Here is a 20,643-nt window from a genome sequence, read left to right as displayed (position 1 = left end):
GGGGTTGCCTTATGCAAGTCGTTTTCTTGTACATTAGTTATGCAAATTATTGGTCCGTGTACAAGAGACCGCGCAATTGCAAAAAGACTCCCTGTCTTCGACGCCTGCCTTCGGAGCGGCCATGACCGAGCTCGACCTGACCCGCCGCAAGGATGATCACCTGGACATCGTGCTGGACCCCGCGCGTGCCCTGCGCAACACGCGCACGGGTCTCTCTGCGGTACAGTTCGAACACTGTGCCTTGCCACAGTTGCGTCTGAGCGACATCGACCTGAGCACCTCGCTGCTGGGGCGCCGGCTGCGCGCGCCGCTGCTGATCAGTTCGATGACTGGCGGGGCCCAGCGTGCCGAGGCCATCAACCGGCACCTGGCCGAGGCGGCGCAGGCGCTGGGCATTGCCATGGCGGTAGGGTCGCAGCGGGTGGCCCTGCAGGGCGACAGCGCCCAGGGCCTGACCCGCGAACTGCGCCGGCTGGCACCCGACGTGCCTTTGCTGGCCAATCTGGGGGCCGCGCAGTTGCTCGGCAAACAGGGGCTGGACAGCGCCCGGCGTGCGGTGGACATGCTGCAGGCCGATGCCCTGATCGTGCACCTGAACCCGCTGCAGGAAGCCCTCCAGCCCGAAGGCGATCGGGATTGGCGTGGCGTGCTCGAGGCCATCGCCGACATGGTGGCCAAGCTTGGCGTGCCGGTGGTTGCCAAGGAGGTCGGTGCGGGGCTTTGCGCCAGCGTGGCCGTGGCACTGGTGGAGGCGGGGGTGCACGTGATCGACGTGGCCGGGGCCGGGGGCACCAGTTGGGCGGCGGTGGAAGCCGAGCGCGCCGAGCGACCCGAGGATCGCGCCGTGGCCATGGCTTTCGCCGACTGGGGTATCCCCACAGCCCAGTGCATCACCGCCGTTCGCGCGGCCTTGCCGCAGGTGCCCTTGATTGCGTCAGGCGGTCTGCGCGACGGTGTCGACGTGGCCCGGGCGATCCGGCTGGGCGCCGACATCGCCGGTCAGGCAGCGGGGGTGCTGCACAGCGCCACCCTGTCGACTCAGGCGGTGATCGAGCATTTCGACATCGTGATCCGCCAACTGGCGATCACCTGTTTCTGCACCGGCTCGGCCAATTTGGCCGCTCTGCGCGGCGCGCGTCTGCTGCCGCCCAACGAGCGGGCCACCGGATGAGTCATTTCGCCGTGGTAGCACCGCCGTTCTTTAGCCATTACCAGGCCTTGCAGGCGCTGGCCGGGCTGTTGATCGAGCGGGGTCATCGGGTGACCTTTTTTCATCAGGCCGATGCGGCGCGCTGGCTCTATGATCCACGCATCAACTTTTGCACGTTGGGTGCCGACAGCCATCCACCCGGCAGCCTGACGCAGGTCTTGCAACGTGCGGCCCGTCCGGGTGGGGTGCTGGGTGTACGTCGGGTGATCGCCGACCTCAGCCGCACCAGCGCCATGCTGTGTGCCGAGCTGCCCGCAGCCCTTGAGTGTCACGGCGTCGACCTGCTGCTGTGCGATCAGATGGAGGCCGCCGGTGGCCTGGTGGCCGAGGCGTCGGGTTTGCCCTTCGTATCGCTGGCCTGTGCGTTGCCGGTCAATCGCGAAGCGGGTTTGCCGCTGGCGGTGATGCCGTTTGCCTTTGGCACGCGGGAGTTCGACCAGCAGCTCTACGCCAGCAGCACTCAAGTCTATGACTGGCTGATGCGCCCGCTGCGCGAGGTGCTGCATCGCGCCTGCCGCACGTTGCAGGTGCCGCTGCGCGACGGTCTGCATGATTGCCTGTCACCCTGGGCCCAGATCAGCCAGACCTTCCCCGGTTTCGATTTCCCCCGGCGCGAGCCGCCGCCGCACTGGCATGAGGTGGGGCCGTTGCGCAGCTCCGCCGCCGCCGCGCCGCTGGGCTGGCCGGTGGAATCCCGGCGCCCGCTGGTGTTTGCCAGCCTGGGCACCCTGCAAGGCGGACGCTTGGCGATGTTTCGGCAGATCGCCCGGGCCTGCCGCGAGGTGGATGCGCAGTTGTTGATCGCCCATTGCGGCGGTCTTGATCAGGGTCAAGCCCGTCACCTGATAAGGGAGGGCGCCACCTGGGTGACCGATTTTGCCCCGCAGCAAAGCGTGCTGGCCCGTGCCGATGCGCTGATCACCCACGGCGGGTTGAACACGGTGATGGACGCCATTGCCCACACCACTCCGATGCTGGTGATGCCCATCGCGTTCGACCAGCCTGGGGTGGCGGCGCGGGTGGCCCACCACGCTGTCGGCTTGCGGGTCGGGCGTCGGGCCAACGCGACCCTGCTGGCCAGCCGCTTGCGTGCCTTGCACGAGCTGCCGCGTCAGCCCCTGCAGCGCCTGGCGGCGGCGCTGGCCGCGGCCGGCGGCGTGCAGCGCGCCGCTGATCTGGTGGAAGCGGTGGCCGCATGTCGCTCCGTCAGCCGCCGGGAGCACTTGGCATGAGCGGCGATTACGATGTGATTCTCGCCGGCGGCGGCCTGGCCAACGGTCTGATTGCCTGGGAGCTCAGGCGTTGCCAGCCGCAGTTGAAGGTGTTGCTGGTCGAGGAGCAGGCGACTTTGGGCGGCAACCACACCTGGTCCTTTCACCAGCATGACCTCGATGCGGCCGAACAGGCCTGGCTGGAGCCACTGGTGGTCAAGCGCTGGGACCACTACCGAGTGCACTTTCCGACCTTCAGCCGGCGCCTGCCCAGCGGCTATGCCAGCATCACTTCCGAGCGGTTCAGCGAGGTGTTGAGCCCGGTCCTCGGCAAGACGCTGATGATGGCGACCCGTATTGCCAGCCTGACACCGCGCGAGGTGCTGCTGGACAACGGCGATGTGCTGCACGCCCGGGCGGTCATCGATGGGCGCGGCGCGGTGCCCAGCTCACAGCTGGTATTGGGCCGCCAGGCGTTCGTCGGGCAGATGCTGCGCCTGCGCCAGCCCCACGGCCTGAGCGGCCCGATCCTCATGGACGCCCGGGTCGAACAGGCCGACGGCTACCGGTTTGTCTACCTGCTGCCCTTCAGCGAGCACCAAGTACTGATCGAAGACACCCATTACATCGACGAGCAACCGCTGGCCATCGAACGCCTGCGCGGCAACATTGCCCGCTACGCCCAGGCCCAGGGCTGGGAGATCGCCGAGGTGCTGCGCGAGGAACAAGGCATGCTGCCCATTACCCTGGCGGGGGACATTGACGGGTTTTGGGCCGAGGCCGAGGGGCTGCCGCGTTCCGGGCTGCGGGCCGGGTTGTTCCATTGCACCACGGGTTACTCGCTGCCCCATGCCGTGCGCCTGGCGCGCTGGCTGGGACAGTTTGCGCAGATCGACGCCGATCGCCTGTTCGAAGCCCTGCGTCGTCGCTCGCTGGGGCAATGGCGGCATCAGCGGTTCTATCGGCTGCTCAACCGCATGCTGTTTCTGGCGGGGCAACCGGCCGACCGCTGGCAGGTCATGCAACGCTTCTATCGCTTGCCCGAAGGCCTGATCGAGCGTTTCTACGCCGAGCACCTGGGTCTGTTGGACAAGCTGCGCATCGTCTCCGGCAAACCGCCGGTTCCTGTGGGCGCGGCCGTGGCGGCTGCCTTGCGTTTTTCTCCCCATCATTTCGAGAGACCGGCATGAGCTTGAGTCGTACCGCTGTGGTCGTTGGCGCCGGTTTCGGCGGTTTGGCCCTGGCCATCCGCCTGCAAGCCCAGGGAGTGCAGACCACTCTGCTGGAAAAACGCGACAAGCCCGGTGGCCGCGCCTATGTCTATGAGGATCAGGGCTTCACCTTCGATGCCGGCCCCACCGTGATCACCGACCCGTCGGCCATCGAGGAGCTGTTCGCGGTGGCGGGCAAGCCCATGTCCGACTACGTCGAGCTGCTGCCGGTGGCGCCGTTCTACCGCTTGTGCTGGGAGGATGGCAGCACCTTCGACTACGTCAACGACCAGGCGGTACTGGACCGGCAGATTCATGCCCTCAACCCGGCCGATGTCGCCGGTTATCAACGCTTTCTGGCCTACTCCAGGGCGGTGTTCGAGGAGGGCTACCTGAAGCTCGGCGCGGTACCGTTCCTGTCCATCCGCGACATGCTCCAGGCCGGGCCGCAACTGGCGCGGTTGCAGGCGTGGAAAAGCGTCTATGGCATGGTCTCGCGCTTCATCCAGAACGAGAAACTGCGCCAGGCGTTTTCCTTTCACTCATTGCTGGTGGGGGGCAACCCTTTTGCGACCTCGTCCATCTACACCTTGATTCACGCGCTGGAGCGGCGTTGGGGGGTGTGGTTTCCCAAGGGTGGGACCGGGGCGTTGGTGCGCGGGCTGGTCCGGCTGTTCGAGGACCTCGGCGGCCGCCTGGAGTTGAACGCCGAGGTGGCGCACATTGCGCTGCAGTCGGGGCGGGTCAGCAGCGTGCGCGTGCGGGATGGCCGCGAGTTCGCCTGCGATCAGTTGGCCTCCAATGCCGATGTGGTGCACACCTATGCGCAGTTGCTGGGGGAGCATCCCCGTGGCCAACAGGAAGGCGCACGGTTGCGCAAACAGCGCTTCAGCAACTCGCTGTTCGTCCTGCATTTCGGCCTCGACCGGCCGCAGCCGCAGTTGCAGCACCACACCGTATGTTTCGGCGCGCGCTACCGCGGGCTGATCGACGAGATTTTCAAAGGGCCGGGCCTGGCCACCGATTTTTCCCTTTACCTGCACGCGCCCTGTGTCACAGACCCGAGCCTGGCGCCCGTCGGCTGTTCCAGTCATTACGTGCTGTCGCCCGTGCCTCATCTGGGCAACGCCGAGGTGGACTGGGAAGAGGAGGGGCCGCGTTACCGCGAGCGCCTGTTCGACTATTTGGAGCAGCGCTACATGCCGGGCCTGCGCGAGCATTTGGTGACGAGCCGGGTGTTCACCCCGCTGGATTTTCGCGAGCAGCTCAATGCTCACCTCGGCTCGGCGTTTTCACTGGAGCCGATCCTCACCCAAAGTGCCTGGTTTCGCCCGCACAACCGTGACGCCCGCGTGCCCAACCTGTATCTGGTGGGCGCGGGCACCCATCCGGGAGCCGGAGTGCCCGGTGTCATCGGTTCCGCCAAGGCCACCGCCGGCCTCATGCTCAAGGACAGTCAGCCATGAGTTCATCCACCTCGGCCGATCAGGGCCTGTTCGATCACGCCAAAAAGACCATCGCGGTCGGCTCGAAGAGTTTCGCCGCCGCCGCACGCTTGTTCGACCCTGTCACCCGGCGCAGCGCCTTGATGCTGTACGCCTGGTGCCGGCATTGCGATGATGTCATCGACGGCCAGCAGTTGGGTTTCGCGGCCGTGGCACTGGACAGTGAGGAGCATCAACTGCGTCTCGTCCAGCTGTACGACAGGACCCGTGCCGCCTATGCCGGTCAAGCCATGAGCGATCCGGCGTTCGCGGCGTTTCAGGAAGTTGCCTTGCGCCACGGGATACCTCAGCGCGACGCCCTGGATCACTTGGCAGGTTTTGCCATGGATGTGCAGGGGCATATCTATCAGACCCTGGATGACACCCTGCGTTACTGCTACCACGTGGCGGGCGTAGTGGGTTTGATGATGGCCCGGGTCATGGGCGTGAAGGACGAGGCGACACTGGACCGCGCCTGCGATCTGGGCATTGCCTTCCAGTTAACCAATATAGCCCGCGATATTGTCGAAGATGCCGACATGGGGCGCTGCTATTTGCCTCGGGAGTGGCTGCACGAGCTGTACATCGCCCCGGAGCAATTGACCGCAGTGGCCAACCGCGAGGTGCTTGCAGTGTTGGCGCGACGGCTGGTGGCGCTGGCCGAACCGTATTATCAGAGTGCCAATGCCGGGTTGGCCCAACTGCCGCTGCGTTCGGCATGGGCGGTGGGTACGGCGCGCAATGTCTACCGGCAGATCGGCGTGCGCGTCGACCGGCTGGGGGCCAAGGCCTGGGATACACGGGTGTCCACCTCGTCGCTGGACAAGCTGCGGCTGGTGCTGCAAGGCGGTCTCACGGCTTTGAGCGCTCGGGGTGCGACCTGGCCGCCGCGTCCTGAGCAGTTGTGGCAACGCCCTCGTTAGTGCGGCGTAGTGGCCCGCCGTGTAGGTCGCGCAACTCGCGCTTGAGTTGCTCGGCGGACGGCGCGTAAAGAAAGCCGAAGGACACGCACCGCTCCTTGCCATCCACGGCATGGTGCATGCGGTGGGCCTGGTAGAGCCGCTTGAGGTAGCCGCGGCGCGGCACGTGGCGCAAGGGCCAGCGCTTGTGCACCAGGCCGTCATGCACCAGAAAATACAGAAGACCGTAGCCGGTCATGCCCGCGCCGACCCATTCCAGCGGGTGCATCCCGTTCGTGCCGAGCCAGATCAACAGGATCGCCACCCCGGCGAACACCAGCGCATACAGATCGTTCTTTTCGAACCAGCCTGCGTGCGGCTCGTGATGGGAGCGATGCCAACCCCAGCCCCACCCATGCATCACATACTTATGCGCCCACCAGGCGAAGCCTTCCATGAGGGTCAGGGTGGTGAGGAAGATGAGGGTGTCGACGAGCATGGGCAGGCCTTGGAGGAAGACTTGATTTGGACCCTGGAACAAGGGGCAAGTTTTGCGGTGGGCAAAACAGCCGGGCTGTGCGGAGCTGATAATGAGCTGAGTGGGGGGTATTTCTGTCGTGCGGCGATGAAAACGCCTACACGGGTGCCTGCCCGGCAGCCTTTCGAAATCAAGGGGCGATCGACACTCGACGTCGAGATGGACCGAGGGGGCGTCGCCAGCCTGTAGCCGTACCCAGGCATCCCTTGTTCAGGTGATGTAACGGTGATCCGGGACAGTATGATGCAAAATTTTACCCGGTAAAAGATGGCGATCACTGCCACGCGGATCCTGGGTGTGGCGGCGATCGCAGGCGCCTGCAGCAGAGGAGGCTCAGCCGTCGAGTGTCTTCATCGCCTCGGCACCATAGCGCTCTCCGGCCACGGCGCCTTGCACCGGGAAAATCTCGTCCAGCTGGCGCAATTCAGCTGTGCTCAACGCCACCGAAGCAGCCGCCACGTTGCTCTCCAGGTACTTGCGCTGCTTGGTCCCGGGAATTGGAATGATCTTCTCACCCTGGGCCAGTACCCAGGCGAGCGCCAGTTGCGAGGCGCTGATGCCCTTGGCAGCGGCGAGTTTTTTGACTTGCTCCACCAGCGCGAGATTGCGAGCAAAGTTGTCACCCTGAAAACGCGGGTTGAACCGGCGGAAGTCATCCGCTGCGAAATCCTCGACACTGCGCAGTTCGCCGCTCAGGAAGCCGCGGCCCAGCGGGCTGTAGGCGACAAAGGCGATGCCCAGCCGACGGCAGGCCTCCAGCACCCCGTTGTGCTCGGGGTCCCGCGACCACAGCGAATATTCGCTCTGCACTGCCGCCAGCGGGTGGACCTTGTGGGCCCGCTCGATGGTGGCGGCGCTGGCTTCGGAGATGCCGATGTGACGCACCTTGCCGGCCTTGACCAGCTCGGCCATGGCGCCGATGGTTTCCTCGATGGGCACCTTGGGGTCGACACGGTGCTGGTAATAAAGGTCCAGGTAGTCGGTATTCAACCGCTTGAGGCTCTGGTCGATGGACTGGCGCACGTACTCCGGTCGGCCGTTGACGCCCCGGGCGTTCGGGTCCTCGCCGCGCACGATGCCGAACTTGCTGGCCACGTAGACGCCTTCGCGTTTGCCTTGCAGCGCACGGCCCAACAGTTGCTCATTGGTGTGCGGGCCATACATGTCGGCCGTGTCGAACAGGGTCACACCCAGTTCCAGGGCGCGATGCAGGGTGGCGATGGATTCCTGCTCGTCGATGTTGGTGGTGTAGAAGTCGGACATGCCCATGCAGCCCAGACCGATGGCGCTGACCTGTGGACCCTGCTGGCCGAGTTGACGTGTGATCACGAGGCGTTCTCCTTGCTGTGAAAAGACCTGATCAGTGTCTGCTTGATCCTTTTCTGGATAAACCCGCTGATATTGTTTTAACTATTCGTCAAATCTAAACAATGGGTGGGACCATGGACCGTTTACAGGCGATGCTGGTGTTCAGCCGCATCATCGAACTGGGCGGCTTCGGCAAGGCCGCCGACGACCTCAACCTGCCTCGGGCCAGCGTTTCCCTGGCCATCCAGCAACTGGAGGCGCACTTGGGGGTGCAGTTGCTGGTGCGCACCACGCGCCAAGTCCGCGCGACGCTGGACGGCGAAGCCTATTACCAGCGCTGTCGGCATCTGTTGGCCGAGCTCGATGACCTGGAAAACTCGCTGTCGGTCCAGCGCGGCCAGCCCCGAGGCACCCTGCGGGTGGACATGCCGGCGGCGTTCGGCTGCGTCTGGATCATGCCGCGCCTGCCCGACTTCTATCGGCGCTATCCCGAGTTGCAGCTGGACATCGGTTTGCATGATCGACAGGTGCATTTGCAGCGCGAGGGTGTCGACTGCGCCATTCGCGCCGGCATCATCCACGACCTGGGCCTGGTGGCGCGACCGTTGGTGCGCCTGGCGCAGGTGACCTGCGCAAGCCCCGGTTATCTGGCCGAGCACGGTATCCCACAGACCCTTCAGGACTTGGCCGGGCATCGTGCGGTGCATTTCGCGTCGAGCAGCGGGCAACCTTTTGCCTGCGAATTCGAAATGGACGGGCAGGTGCGCGAGGTCATGTTGCCGGGGGTGCTGACAATCAACAGTGCCGATGCTTATGTCAGCGCCTGCGAGGGCGGCTTCGGCCTGATCCAGGCACCGCGCTACAACGTACAACGCCAGTTGCAAGTGGGGCGGCTGGTTGAAGTGTTGCCCGATTTTCCAGTGCCGGCCTGGCCGGTATCGGCGGTGTACCCGCCCCATCGGCAGTTGTCGCCTCGGGTCAGGGTGTTCATCGATTGGGTGCGTGACGTGTTGCACGAGGTGGCGCAGGAGCGGGGGGATTTGATGGTGCGGGTTTGAGGTGGGGAGGCGGTGGCCTGTCAGTCCATGGACTGGCAGGCCACCGCGTTTCAGTTACCAGCGACCACCCGGACCACGGTCATACCCGTGTTCGTAGCCCCGGTCGTAATAGCCGCGGGGTGGTGGTGGGGCCCAGTGGCGGTACTCGGGGCGCGGTCCAACCGGTACGTAGGCTACCTGCTGATACACCGGCTGATAGCGCGGTTGGTAGTAGCCCTGATACTGCGGGTGGTAGTGGTGGGGGTGGCCGTCGCTCAGGGCGGTGGCCAACACGGCGCCGACGGCCGCCCCGGCGATGACGGGCACTATCACATCACGCTGATCAGCCGATGCCGCTCCAGCGGCAAGCAGGCAACCGGACAGGATCAAGGCTTGGGTCATCTTCGAAAACATGGTGTCTCCTCTGGCGTCATGTTTGGGTTCGCCATGGACGTATAAAACCACGGATGCGTGTAAAGGCAGGTCTAGGGTAGGTAAAGGTTACGTAAACCGCAGCGACTCAATCGAGCATTTGCGCCAGCAGCCAGGCCCCGGCCGGCCCCGGAGGATGCAGCCGCGACCACAGGGCATCGACGGCCACTGCCCGGGGAAAGCCCCGGGCCGGCAATTCCACCAGCGAGCCATCGGCAAAGCGCGCCACCAGCCAGCGCGGCAGCGAGGCCCAACCAACGCCGCGCTGGGCCATTTCCACCAATAACAGGTAACTGGACGCCGACCACACCTGGCCTTGGCTCGGTGCCCGGTGAGCGTCGGCGATGGTGCTCAGGCGCAACTCTCGGTGCTCGCGCAGCCGCTGGCGGTCTACCCCGTCCCAACTCGCCAGGGTGTGGTCGCGGTGGACGAACAGGGCAAATTCTGTGCGCTCCTTGACCGTGGCGCAGCTCAGGTCTGCCGGGTAGCTGCCCTGCTGCTCGACAAAGGCCAGCTGCGCGCGCCCTTGCTCAAGCAAGGTGAGTTGGTCCAGGTGCTCGGCGATCAGGCATTCGAGTTCCAGTTGCGGATAACGTTGGGCAAAGCCGCTCAAGGCAGCCTCGAAGCGGTCGGACTGATAGGTGTCGGACAAGGCGACCGTCAGCCGCGCTTCCTGACCCCCTCCCAGCTCCGCCGCCGCGAGCAACAAGCGGCTGTTGGCCGCCAGCATGTCCTCGGCCCTTTGAAGCATGACCCTTCCGGCCGGCGTCAGGCCAGGCTTGCGGGTGCTGCGATCGAACAATTGCAGCCCCAGGTCGATCTCCAGGTTGGCCACCGCCGCGCTGACTGTCGACTGACTTTTGCCCAGCGCCTGGGCGGCCGCCGAAAACGAGCCCTTGCTCGCGGCCATGACAAAAGCTTGCAGCATGTCGTTGGAAATCATCAATTATCGTCTATTTCGATACTAATTGATTATTAGTATCGGATTGAATGTGGATAATCGCAACACGAGTCTCCCTTACAGGGCAGTGAGGATCATGAGCAAAAGCACCGTCGAACGTGTATTCCAGGCCGCCTGCTTCGAAGGGCTGGCGATTCTCCTGTGCACGCCCCTGTTTGCCTGGATCACCGGGAAGGCGTTCTGGGACATGGGCGCCGTCACGGCGGCCAATTGTGTGCTGGCGTTGGGCTGGAACGTACTGTTCAACATGGGCTTTGATCGCCTGAAATCCCGATATGGCTGGCGACAGGGCACAGCCTTGCGCCTGTTGCATGCGCTGGCGTTCGAAGGGGGGCTGATCATGGTCGGCGTGCCCTTGATTGCCTGGTGGCTGAGCCTCAGCCTGATCGAGGCCTTGTTGCTGGACTTGGGGGTATTGTTGTTTTTCCTGCCGTACACCTACCTGTTTTTCTGGAGCTACGACACCCTGCGGCCTCGTCTCATTGCACGCTACGGGCGTGACTCTCTGGTCACGCACCGGTGACTGTCGGGTTTGCGGGTTCGTGATCGCGGGTAAACCTGTAAATTTCTTCATGTTTACCCTGAATCTTTCTCAAGGCCGGCCGATAGCTGAAGCACACCTTTTTGGGGAGCATCCGCTCATGGCCTTGTTTGCAAATGCAAAACTGTCGAGCAAGCTGCTCGCGTCTTTTATTGTCTGCGCGTGTATCACCTTGGTGATTGGCGTGCTCGGCTGCCTGACGATGAACGAATTGTCGGGCCGCCTGGATTCGGTGTTTTCCATCAACCTGGCGTCGGTCACCAACGCCTACGAAACCAAGGCCAAGAACGTCGCCCAGCACCGTGACGCTTATAAACTGATCGCCCTGGCGCAGAACAACGCGTCGCCGTCAGACATCACTGCCACCCTGGATTCCATGAAGGCCAACCGCGCGGCGGGTGAAAAAGCCTTCGCCACCTACCGCGCCACGCCAATGGGCGCCGAAGAGCGCGCCGCCGCCGACCAGATGGCCACGGACCTGCCGATGTACCAGGCCGGCATGGACCGCGTGGTGACGGCAGTCATGGCCCATGATTTCGATACGGCTCACAAGGTGCTGGGCAGCGACGTGATCGAATCCTACCGTCGCGTGATGGCGTCCCAGGACAAGATCATCGATGCCAACAAGCGTGCCGCAGACGCAGCGGCCGAAGCCGCTCACCGCAGCACCCAGTCGGCGACCTGGATGCTCTACAGCGGCATGCTCATCGCCTTTATCGCCGCCATCGGCCTTGGCCTGTTGATCACCCGGGCAATCACCCGGCCGATCAGCGTCGCCGTGGCCGGCGCCCAGCGCATTGCCAAGGGCGATCTGCAGACCGCTATTGTCAGCACCAGCACCGACGAAACCGGCCAGCTGCTGACCGCGCTCAACGACATGCAGATCAACCTCAAGTCGACCATCCTGGAAATTGCCAACGCCTCCGGCCAATTGGCTTCGGCCGCTGAAGAACTCAACGCCGTGACCGAGGAAAGCTCCCGCGGCCTGACCCGCCAGAACGATGAAATCCAGCAGGCCGCCACCGCCGTTACCGAGATGACCTCGGCCGTGGAAGAAGTGGCGCGCAACGCCGTGTCGGCTTCCGAAGCCTCGCGCACCACTAGCGAACAAGCCCTGACCGGCCGCGGCCAGGTACGTGAAGCCGTCGGTGCCATCGCCAGCATGTCGCGGGAAATCACCACCTCGTCCGAGACCGTGCAGACCCTCGCCGGTCAGGTGCGCGACATCGGCAAAGTAGTGGACGTGATTCGTGGCATCGCCGAGCAGACCAACCTGCTGGCGCTGAACGCTGCCATCGAAGCGGCTCGGGCCGGCGAGCAGGGCCGTGGCTTTGCTGTGGTGGCCGATGAAGTGCGCGCCCTGGCCCATCGCACCCAGACCTCCACCGGTGAAATCGAGAGCATGATCGGCGCGGTGCAGAACACCACCCACCAGGCCGTGGCCGCCATGGGCAACAGCCAGAAACTGGCTGACAACACCCAGCAGCTGGCACAGGCCGCCGACGCTGCGCTGGACCGCATCACCGTCGCCGTCGGCAGTATCGATGAGCGCAACCTGGTGATCGCCAGCGCCGCTGAAGAGCAGGCCCACGTGGCGCGCGAAGTGGACCGCAACCTGGTCAACATCCAGGACCTGTCGACCCAGACCGCAACGGCGGCCAACCAGACCAGCTCGTCAAGCCAGGACCTGTCACGGCTGGCCAGCTCGTTCAACGTGCTCGTCGGGCGCTTCAAGCTGTAAGCCTCGGTGCCCGACAGATGTCTTGAAATTTCTGTCGGGCACCATTAGGGTTGGCACCCTGCACAGATGGTACCCATGTCTACTCGATCCATGTCTCGTCAACCCCTCTGGCTGGCCGCGCTGGTCCTGGTCACCGCGATCTGGGGCTGGAGCTTTGTCGCCAAGCACGACAGCCTTGCCACCCTCAGTGCCTCCGCGCTCAATGCCTGCACCTTCCTTCTGGCCGCCGCGTCCCTGTTGCCCTTCGTGATTCGCGCCCTGCCGCGTTTGTCCCGTCGCGACTGGGCAGGCGGCATCAGCATCGGCGCGGTCCTGTTTCTGGCCTTCACCCTGCAGACCAGCGGGGTAGGGCTGACGACCCCGTCCAACGCCGGTTTCATCACCGGTCTGACCAGTGTGTTCACCCCGCTCATTCTGTTTCTGATCGGCCAGGGCCGCCCCAGCCTGCGGCAGGCCATCGGGACCCTGATCGCCTTGACGGGCCTCGGGTTGCTGAGTCTGGAAGGGTTCAGCCTGCACGTGGGCGACCTGTTGATCCTCGGCTGCGCGGTGGGCTTTGCCAGCCACGTGGTGATGCTTTCGCGTATCCGGACCGCAGCATCGGCGCAGACCTCGGCGTTCATTCAGCTGAGCACGGTGGGCGTGCTGTCGCTGATCTGGAGCCAGGCGACGGGGGATTTTGCCCTGCCGGACTCGTACTCCACGTTGAGCGCGGTGGTGGCCATCGCGCTGCTGGGGACAGCTCTGGCCTATTACATCCAGACCGGCGCCCAAGCGGTGCTGGCGCCGCGCACCGTGGCGCTGGTGCTGATCTGCGAGCCGGTTTTCAGTGGCCTTTTCGGCTACTTCCTGGCGGGAGATCGCTTCACGGCGGTGCAGTTCTTCGGCGCGCTGTTGATCCTGGGCGGGATCGTGATCAGCGAGCTGCGGCGCGCCGCCGTGCCGGCTTCAGCGTGACATGTCGATGCTGACCAGCTTGCCGTCGAAAAATTTGAGCAGGTAATAGGCGCCCGACCAGGGGCCGTATTCCCAGTTCTCCACCGTGACCGATTGGTTGGGTTTGTTGCCCGTCACCGGCGCGGCCGGTATCACTTCGCGGTTGGCCGGAGCGCCGCATTTGCGCTGGACTTCGAAGGTAGAATCGCCTTCGCTGACCAGCGTCGAATTGCAACGCATGGCCGCCGAGGCCTGGAACGAGAATGCGCACAGGAGCACGCCGAGCGCGGGGAGTTTCATGTCCATATGGAAAAACCTGACTGCCGAAAAAACCAGCGGCACAGGCTAATGGCGAACGAACGGCGTGTCCAGTGCGCGGGTGGCCGGTTCAGCGCCGCCACGAGCCCATGGGCAATTCCACCTCGCGCTCGGCGGCCGCCAAGGCGGTGCGCAGGCCGTCCTTGTCCAGCGGGACGCAATAGGCCGGCTTGGCTCGCTCGAAACGCCAGCTGTCATCCAGTCCGCCCGTGTCCACGGTGTCGAAACCGACGTCATCCAGCAACTGCGTGACCGCCACCTTGGCTTCGGCATCGTCCGCTGCAATCGGCAGGGCACGGCGCTCTGGCGTGTGGCTGGGGCGCCCATCGGTCAACAGGTCGTTGGCGAGAATGGCATTGAACACCTTGACCACGCGGGCATCCTTGAAGTGCTCGGCAATCAGGCGGCTGGTGGTGGTCTCGAACCGGTCCAGCACCGGCACTTGGCCGTCGCGGTCGGGGTAATAGTTGTTGGCATCCAGCACGATCTTGCCGGCCAGCCACTGAGCAGGAACGTGCGGGTAATATTCGAACGGGATGGCCAGCAACACCATATCGCCAAAAGCTGCCGCCTGTTCCACCGTGCCCACCTGGCTGCCGGGGATGCCACTGGCCACACTGGTCAGGGTCTTCGGCCCGCGGGAATTGCTGAGCATGGCCTCATGGCCAGCGGCGATGAGCAGTTGCGCCACGGCGCGTCCGATAAAACCCGCTCCGATGATTCCGATACGCATGTCGTTCTCCTCGATGTGTTGGAGGGCTTATGATGATTGGCGACGACGAAGAGATAAATCCTCGTTCTGTACTTGCTCTCAATACCAGGAATAGTGAATGGATCGTTTGACCAGCATGAGCGCTTTCGTCGCGGCCGTGCAGGCGGGTTCCTATGCCGGCGCAGCGCCCCGCCTGGGCCTGTCTGCGCAGATGGTGGCCAAGCACGTAGCCGCACTGGAACGGCACCTCGGCGCTCGCCTGCTCAACCGTACCACCCGCCGACAAAGCCTCACTGAACTGGGCGCGGCGTATTACGAACGCTGCAAGCACATCGTCGACGAGGCCGTGGCCGCAGATTCCCTGGCCCAGGTCATGAGCGACATGCCTCGTGGGACCCTTAAAATCTCCGCCCCGGTGACATTCGGGTCCTACAGCCTGATGCCCTTTATCACCGGCTTCTTGCGCCAGTACCCGGAGGTGGAGATCGATCTGCACCTGACCGATCGCGCGGTAGATCTGGTGGAGGAGGGCTTTGAAGCGGCCTTTCGTATCGGGCCGCTGCACAACGCCAGTCTGACGGCCCGACCGTTGGCACCCTACCGCCTCCTGGTGGCGGCCGCGCCCGATTATCTGGCCCGGCACGGCACCCCGCTGATTCCGTCGGATCTGCAGGGCCACGAATGCCTGGGGTACGTGTTCTGGTCGCGTCCGGCCGACCGCGAATGGCAGTTCAGCCGAAATGGCGAGACCCACACCGTGCGGGTTGCCAGCCGCCTGCAGGTCAACGAAAGCAAGGCCTTGCTGACGGCGGCCATCGACGGCTTCGGCATCGTGCTGGGGCCGGCAGATTTTCTGGAGCCGGCCCTGGGCAGTGGGCAGTTGGTGCGCTTGCTGGCCGACTTCCAGGCGCCGAGCCGGCCGATGCATTTGCTGTACAGTGCGCATCGGCAGAAGACGGCGAAGGTGCGGCGATTTATCGAGGCGGTGGTGGGGCGGTTTGGGCCCCTGACCGCGTTGTCGGATTGATGGGGGTCATCTGATCACATGGGGCAGGAAAAGAACGATTTGCGCAGCCAGCCTTTCTCCAATTTGAATCGACCGCTCTTGGCACCCAGCGAAGCGACCAGCGCCCAGACGAGGAATCCGAATGGGCAACCACGCTGGCGACGGGGATCGGCTACGGGTCTAACTTTGCCACCCCAACCCCAACGCCTTGTGCAACGACGCATAATCCTTCAGCAACGTCGCATCCCCGGAAATCCGGCTCTCCTGAGCCTGGTACCGCGTGCGCTCCGCGTCCAGCCAGTCCAGGGTGCTGGCGGTACCGGCGCGGTAACGCTGGCGGGTCAGGTCGGCGGCGCGCACCGCAGAGGCTTCGACGTTGCGCAGCAGCACGGCGTTCTGGCGGTCATGGCCGTAACGGGCGAGGGCCACGTCGGCGTCGCGCAGGGCACTGAGCACCGTGCCTTTGTACTGGGCCAGCGCCACATCATGGGCAGATTCGGCTCCTTTGACGCCGGCAGCGACCCGGCCGAAATCCAGCACGTTCCAGCTCAGCCGAGGCAGGATCAGCCAGGTGCCGTTGTCTTCGCGGGCCAGGTGACCCGGGTCGGCAGCGGTGAACGACAGGTCACCCATCAGGCTCAGCTTGGGAAACCAGTCGGCGGACTTTTCGCCGATCTGGGCGTTGCTTGAGGCCAGTTTACGTTCGGCGGCGCGGATGTCCGGGCGGGCCTTGATCAGCACGGCCGGGTCGGCCAGCGGCGTGTGCTCGGGGAGCGTGGGCAGCCCCTGGACGGGATTGAGGCGGGCGTTCAACTCGCCGGGCTCCAGACCGCAGAGCAGGCCGAGCTGATCGATGGATTCGACCATCGAGGCTTGCAGCGGCAAGCGTTGGGCGCGGGTGTTTTCGGCCTGGGTCAGGACCTGTTCAAGCTGCAGTTGCGAGGCGACGCCCCGGGCGCGGCGTTGGCGGGTCAGGTCCAGAGCTTGTTCTTCGAGGGTCACGCTGGCATCGACCAGCGCCAGGCGCGCCTGCTGGTCGCGCAGGTCGGTGTAGGTCTGCACCAGCTCGGCCGCCAGTTGCACCTGGGCATCGGCGAGGCTGGCCTGGGACGACTCGGCTTCGTCTCGGGCGGCTTCGATGGCGCGCCGGGTGCCGCCGAACAGGTCGACTTCCCAGCTGGCATCGAAGCCGGCCAGGTACAGGTTCAACGGGCCGCGGCCGTCGCCTCCGCCCAGCGCCGAGGTGTCTGGGGAGCGCAATTTCAGCATGGCGGCGTCCAGGCTGGCCTTGGGCAGGGCGTCGGCCTGGCTGCCGCTCAGGCTGGCGCGGGACTGTCGCACCCGCGCCAGAGCGGTGGCCAGGTCGGGGCTGTTGGCGAAAGCCTGGCGCACCAGATCGTCGAGCAAGGGGTCGTTGAGCGCCTGCCACCAGGGTGCCGAAGTCGGCACGTGCTGGGCATTGGCCAGCGCCTGGGGCAGATGACCGACGGCCAGGGTCTTGGGGGCAACGTCGGGCGCGCCGTGGTAATCGGGGCCGACGGTGCAGGCTGACAGCAGGCCGGCGGCCAGCAGGAGCAGGGCTGAGTGGGTATTCATGTTCTGGAGCCTGTGGGCACGGTGCGGGTTTTCAGGAGAAAGATCAGCGGCAGACACGCCAGCATGGCCAGGCCGAGCAGGTGGAAGGCATCGTTATAGGCCATGACCGAGGCCTGCTGAGCAATGTCGCTGGCCAGGTTCGCGAACGCTTGCAGCGAGGCGGTGGACGGGTCACCCGTCTGGGCCAGGTAGCTGGCGGTGCTGCTGGCGATGTGGTCCTGGGCCAGCTGGCTGTTGGCGCTGATGCCTTCGCGCAGGACGTCGTCATGGAAGTGGCTGCGCCGGTCCATCAGCACCCCCAGCAAGGCCAGCCCCAGCGTGCCCCCCAGGTTACGGGACATGTTGTACAGCCCGGCCGCATCCCCGGCGTCGCGGGTGGCCACCGAGCGCATGGACAGTTGGCTCAAGGGCAGCATCACAAGGATCTGGCCGAAGCCGCGCATCAACTGCGAGGCGTAGAAATCGTGGCCGACGCTTTGCGCCGTCAGGTCAGTGTCCAGGTAACAGCTGCCCCAGTACAGCAGCAGGCCGGCGGCCACCAGCCACTTGAGGTCGTAGCGGGCCAGGATACGGGGCAGCAAGGGCAGCACCACGAAGGCCGGAATGCCCGATAACAGCATGATGCCCCCGGACTGCTCGGCGTTGTAGCCGGAGAGCAGGCCAAGAAACTGCGGGACCAGATAGGCGGTGCCATACAGCCCGGCACCCACTGCCGTGCCGATCAACAGGACACTGCCGAAGGCGCTGTTGGTCACCAGCCGCAATTGCAGAATTGGCGTGGCCGCGCGGACTTGACCCACAGCGATGGCGAAGAAACCGACCACCATCAGCGCGCTCAGCGAGCAGATCAGCGTGGAGTCGAACCAGTGTTCGCGCTGGCCTTCTTCCAGCACCACCGTCAACGAACTCAGCCCTGCCGCCAGACCGAAAATGCCCAGCCAGTCGGCCTTGATGAAGCGTTCCAGGTTCATTTTTTCCGATGGCAGACCGGTGATCAGCAGCACGATCAACGCCACGCTGATGGGCAGGTTGAGGAAGAAACACCAGCGCCAGTCGATGTTTTCGGTCAGCCAGCCGCCGATCACCGGCCCCAGCAGCGGCCCGAGGATGGCGGTCATGCCAAACAGCGTGGTGCCGATGGACAGTTGATGGGCCGGCAGCCGGGTGCGCACAATGGTCTGCGCGGTGGGGATCATCGCGCCACCGGCAAAACCCTGGCCGATGCGCCCGGCGATCATCGCCCCGAGGCTCGACGAGAGGCCGCAGAACATCGAGAAAAAGGTGAACATCAAGGCCGTTCCGATCAGAAAGCGGCGCAGGCCAAACACTCGGGTCAGCCAGGCCGCCAACGGGATCATGACGATTTCCGACATCAGGTAGCCGGTGGCGATCCAGGTGCCTTCGGTGCCGGTGGCGCCGATCTGGCCTTGAATCTGCGGCAGCGCCGAGTTGGTAATGGAAATGTCCAGGGTCGCCAGCAAGGCACCGAGGGAGCCGGCGGCCACGGCGATCCAGTCGGTGAGCGAGGCGTTGGCGGCACGTTGCACGGGCGCATCAGCCATGATGGGCGTCCGCCTGGCCGGTGCGGGTGTCCACGTCGACGGTGGCGGACAGGCCGGGCACCAGCACCTGGCGCAGGTCGTCGGGCACATCTAAAGCGATGCGCACCGGCACCCGCTGGACGATCTTGGTGAAGTTACCGGTGGCGTTGGACGGCGGCAACAGGGCGAACTGCGCACCGGTGCCGGGGGCGAGGCTGTCGACGTAGCCGCGCAGGTCGCGCCCTGGCAGGGCATCGACATGCACGGTCACGGTCTGGCCCGCGCGCATGTCGCCGATCTGGGTTTCCTTGTAGTTGGCGGTGAGGTAGACAGCGCTGACCGGGACGATGGTCAGCAGACGAGTGCCGGGTTGCACGTACTGACCGACTCGTACGCCACGGTCGGCGATGCGCCCGTCCAGGGGGCTGCGAATGACTGCATCGTCGACGTCCAGTTGGCTTTCGGCGGCGCTGGCCTGGGCCACGCCCAGTTGTGCCTGGGCTTGCTTGAGTTGGGCCTGCAGGGTGCCGTAGCGGGTCTGGCTGGAACGCAGCGAGGCTTGCCGGGCAGCCACCGTGCTGCGGGCCTGAGCCAGTTCGTTGTTCAACTGCGCCAGGCGTTCTTCTGGCTCTGCACCCGAGCGGGCCAGTGGCGCATAGCGCGCCACTTCGGACTGGGCATGGCGAGCGTCGGCGTCGGCGCCCTGCAGTTGGGCGACGGCTTCGGCGATGGTGGAGTCCTGCTGCACCAGATCGGCCCGGGCCTTGGCCAGGTCGGCCTGGCGCGCAGCGATGGTGGCCGAGGCCTGGTCCGAGGCGGCCTGGTATTTGCGCGCGTCGAGTGTCACCAGCGGGTCGCCGCGGTGAACCGTCTGGTTGTCTGCCACCAGCACCTGGGCAACATAACCGCTGATCTTCGGCGCGGCGCTGATGCTGTCCGCTTGCAGGTAGGCATCATCAGTGCTCTGGATAAAACGGCCTTCCAGCCAGTACCAGGCGCCCCAAACCACTGCGCCGATCAGGGCCAGCACTGCAAGGGTCAAGAGGATGCGCCGGGCCTTGCCTTTTTGGGCCGGCGCATTGGGTTCGGTGGCGGGTGCAGTGGGCTCGCTTGCAGCGGACATCGGTGAAACTCCGAATTTATACCAGTCGGAATAAAATCAGGTTTTCGCTAAAATTTGTCAATGGGTATATTTTGGCGGTCGTCCGGACAGGAGTGACACATGGCACGACACAAACCGGCCGCCGAGGGTGGCTATCAGCGCGGTGAACAGACCCGCGCGCGCATCATCGAGGCGGCGGTGGCGGTGTTTGGCCAGCGCGGCTACGAAGGCGCCTCCACCCGTGAAATCGCCGCCGCCGCCGGGGTCAACGCCCCGGCGCTGCAGTATTACTTTGAAGGCAAGGAAGGGGTGTACCTGCAATGTGTCGAGCAGATGATCAGCCTGCTCTGGCGGCAGATGGGCGGTACTGTCGACGCCGCGCAGCGCACGCTGGATGATCCACTGGCCGACGATGAGCAATTGATCGAGAGCGTGCTGGGCTTGCTGGGGGCGGTGATCTCGATGTTGCAGGACTGCACCGAGACCAGCGCCTGGCGTGCGTTCATGGACCGTCACCAGGAAGGCCTGTCGCCGCCCAGTGCGTCGATGCTGTTCGAGGAGCGCTTCCGCTCGCGGATGGTCGAGGTGATCCACCGGTTGATCGCGCGGTTGACCGGTTTCGACGTCAAGGATGAGCGCACGGTGATCCATTCGTTGTCGCTGTTCGCCCAGGGGCTGGCGTTTCGGGCCCAGCGGCCCAAGCTGCTGATGGCGTTGAAGTGGTCGACCATTGGCAACGCGGAGATGGAACTGGTCAGGGAAGTGGTGCTGACCCAGGCGCGATTTACACTTGAAGGGTTGGCGCGGTGCAAGTGATCGGCGTGGGAAAACTACAGGATCGTGCAAGCTCGGTCCTGCA

20 protein-coding genes are annotated in these 20,643 nt (G+C 64.8%); 11 read left to right on the top strand and 9 right to left on the bottom strand.

From position 1 onward, the window contains the following. The first annotated feature begins 121 nt into the window (after positions 1-121). From fni to crtB, 5 genes are read left to right on the top strand one after another with little or no spacing between them, the layout of a single operon-like run. Positions 122-1,171 carry a type 2 isopentenyl-diphosphate Delta-isomerase gene (gene fni, locus HB675_RS23330; RefSeq protein WP_213881519.1) on the top strand — a complete coding sequence of 350 codons (1,050 nt, stop codon included), beginning with the start codon at positions 122-124 and terminating at the stop codon, positions 1,169-1,171. Beyond that, a complete protein-coding gene (locus HB675_RS23325; RefSeq protein ID WP_213881518.1) occupies positions 1,168-2,442 on the top strand; it encodes a glycosyltransferase in 1,275 nt (424 codons plus the stop codon). The genes fni and HB675_RS23325 overlap by 4 nt, the downstream gene beginning before the upstream one ends. After that, entirely contained in the window at positions 2,439-3,611 is a 1,173-nt protein-coding gene (gene crtY, locus HB675_RS23320; protein ID WP_213881517.1) for a lycopene beta-cyclase CrtY, read from the top strand. The genes HB675_RS23325 and crtY overlap by 4 nt, the downstream gene beginning before the upstream one ends. Beyond that, entirely contained in the window at positions 3,608-5,098 is a 1,491-nt protein-coding gene (locus HB675_RS23315) for a phytoene desaturase (protein ID WP_213881516.1), read from the top strand. The genes crtY and HB675_RS23315 overlap by 4 nt, the downstream gene beginning before the upstream one ends. Then, positions 5,095-6,039 (top strand): 15-cis-phytoene synthase CrtB, encoded by a 945-nt coding sequence (crtB, locus tag HB675_RS23310; protein WP_213881515.1) that lies wholly within the window; start codon positions 5,095-5,097, stop codon positions 6,037-6,039. The genes HB675_RS23315 and crtB overlap by 4 nt, the downstream gene beginning before the upstream one ends. Here crtB and HB675_RS23305 read toward each other — a convergent pair. Both HB675_RS23305 and HB675_RS23300 read right to left on the bottom strand, forming a co-directional pair. Beyond that, a complete protein-coding gene (locus HB675_RS23305; RefSeq protein ID WP_213881567.1) occupies positions 5,969-6,520 on the bottom strand; it encodes a sterol desaturase family protein in 552 nt (183 codons plus the stop codon). The two genes, crtB and HB675_RS23305, sit on opposite strands and share 71 nt — an antisense overlap. 366 nt (positions 6,521-6,886) lie before the next feature. Then, positions 6,887-7,882, bottom strand: coding sequence for an aldo/keto reductase (locus tag HB675_RS23300; RefSeq protein WP_213881514.1), 996 nt, complete (start codon positions 7,880-7,882; stop codon positions 6,887-6,889). A gap of 113 nt (positions 7,883-7,995) precedes the next feature. Here HB675_RS23300 and HB675_RS23295 point away from each other — a divergent pair, with 113 nt between their 5' ends. Next, positions 7,996-8,919: a LysR family transcriptional regulator gene (locus HB675_RS23295; RefSeq protein ID WP_213881513.1), complete on the top strand. Its 924-nt coding sequence runs from the start codon at positions 7,996-7,998 to the stop codon at positions 8,917-8,919. Positions 8,920-8,973: 54 nt separating this feature from the next. Here the strand turns inward: HB675_RS23295 and HB675_RS23290 are convergent, their stop codons facing one another. Beyond that, on the bottom strand, positions 8,974-9,312 hold the full coding sequence (locus HB675_RS23290) for a hypothetical protein (protein ID WP_213881512.1): 339 nt from the start codon (positions 9,310-9,312) through the stop codon (positions 8,974-8,976). A gap of 106 nt (positions 9,313-9,418) precedes the next feature. Further along, positions 9,419-10,273 (bottom strand): LysR family transcriptional regulator, encoded by an 855-nt coding sequence (locus HB675_RS23285; RefSeq protein ID WP_213881511.1) that lies wholly within the window; start codon positions 10,271-10,273, stop codon positions 9,419-9,421. 94 nt (positions 10,274-10,367) lie between these two features. On the opposite strand from HB675_RS23285, the gene HB675_RS23280 reads away from it, so the two are divergent. The 3 genes from HB675_RS23280 (at position 10,368) to HB675_RS23270 (ending at position 13,530) form a co-directional block, all read left to right on the top strand. Next, positions 10,368-10,814, top strand: a complete 447-nt coding sequence (locus HB675_RS23280) for a multidrug/biocide efflux PACE transporter (RefSeq protein ID WP_213881510.1) — start codon at positions 10,368-10,370, stop codon at positions 10,812-10,814. Between the two features lie 118 nt (positions 10,815-10,932). After that, positions 10,933-12,573: a methyl-accepting chemotaxis protein gene (locus tag HB675_RS23275; RefSeq protein WP_213881509.1), complete on the top strand. Its 1,641-nt coding sequence runs from the start codon at positions 10,933-10,935 to the stop codon at positions 12,571-12,573. Positions 12,574-12,663: 90 nt separating this feature from the next. Further along, the gene (locus HB675_RS23270; protein ID WP_213881508.1) at positions 12,664-13,530 is read left to right on the top strand and encodes a DMT family transporter; all 867 of its coding nucleotides are present in this window, start codon (positions 12,664-12,666) and stop codon (positions 13,528-13,530) included. Here HB675_RS23270 and HB675_RS23265 read toward each other — a convergent pair. Both HB675_RS23265 and HB675_RS23260 read right to left on the bottom strand, forming a co-directional pair. Further along, the gene (locus HB675_RS23265; protein ID WP_213881507.1) at positions 13,522-13,815 is read right to left on the bottom strand and encodes a DUF2845 domain-containing protein; all 294 of its coding nucleotides are present in this window, start codon (positions 13,813-13,815) and stop codon (positions 13,522-13,524) included. The two genes, HB675_RS23270 and HB675_RS23265, sit on opposite strands and share 9 nt — an antisense overlap. A gap of 82 nt (positions 13,816-13,897) precedes the next feature. Beyond that, complete coding sequence (locus HB675_RS23260; protein WP_213881506.1) at positions 13,898-14,560, bottom strand: NAD(P)-binding domain-containing protein; 663 nt, start codon at positions 14,558-14,560, stop codon at positions 13,898-13,900. Positions 14,561-14,657: 97 nt separating this feature from the next. Here HB675_RS23260 and HB675_RS23255 point away from each other — a divergent pair, with 97 nt between their 5' ends. Further along, positions 14,658-15,566 carry a LysR family transcriptional regulator gene (locus HB675_RS23255; RefSeq protein ID WP_213881505.1) on the top strand — a complete coding sequence of 303 codons (909 nt, stop codon included), beginning with the start codon at positions 14,658-14,660 and terminating at the stop codon, positions 15,564-15,566. 159 nt (positions 15,567-15,725) lie between these two features. Here the strand turns inward: HB675_RS23255 and HB675_RS23250 are convergent, their stop codons facing one another. Genes HB675_RS23250 through HB675_RS23240 form a run of 3 tightly spaced genes read right to left on the bottom strand, consistent with a single transcriptional unit; the run spans position 15,726 to position 19,805 of the window. Beyond that, positions 15,726-17,141 carry an efflux transporter outer membrane subunit gene (locus HB675_RS23250; protein WP_213881504.1) on the bottom strand — a complete coding sequence of 472 codons (1,416 nt, stop codon included), beginning with the start codon at positions 17,139-17,141 and terminating at the stop codon, positions 15,726-15,728. Continuing rightward, positions 17,138-18,703, bottom strand: coding sequence for a DHA2 family efflux MFS transporter permease subunit (locus tag HB675_RS23245; RefSeq protein WP_213881503.1), 1,566 nt, complete (start codon positions 18,701-18,703; stop codon positions 17,138-17,140). The genes HB675_RS23250 and HB675_RS23245 overlap by 4 nt, the downstream gene beginning before the upstream one ends. After that, positions 18,696-19,805, bottom strand: a complete 1,110-nt coding sequence (locus tag HB675_RS23240; protein ID WP_213881502.1) for an HlyD family secretion protein — start codon at positions 19,803-19,805, stop codon at positions 18,696-18,698. Before HB675_RS23240 ends, HB675_RS23245 begins: the two co-directional genes overlap by 8 nt. A 99-nt stretch (positions 19,806-19,904) precedes the next feature. On the opposite strand from HB675_RS23240, the gene HB675_RS23235 reads away from it, so the two are divergent. Then, positions 19,905-20,600, top strand: a complete 696-nt coding sequence (locus HB675_RS23235) for a CerR family C-terminal domain-containing protein (protein WP_213881501.1) — start codon at positions 19,905-19,907, stop codon at positions 20,598-20,600. Positions 20,601-20,643: the final 43 nt, after the last annotated feature.

The organism is Pseudomonas sp. dw_358, assembly GCF_018449655.1.
GTDB lineage: Bacteria > Pseudomonadota > Gammaproteobacteria > Pseudomonadales > Pseudomonadaceae > Aquipseudomonas.
The sequence above is the reverse complement of the archived record's forward strand: the minus strand, read 5'-3'. Positions and strand labels throughout refer to the sequence as shown.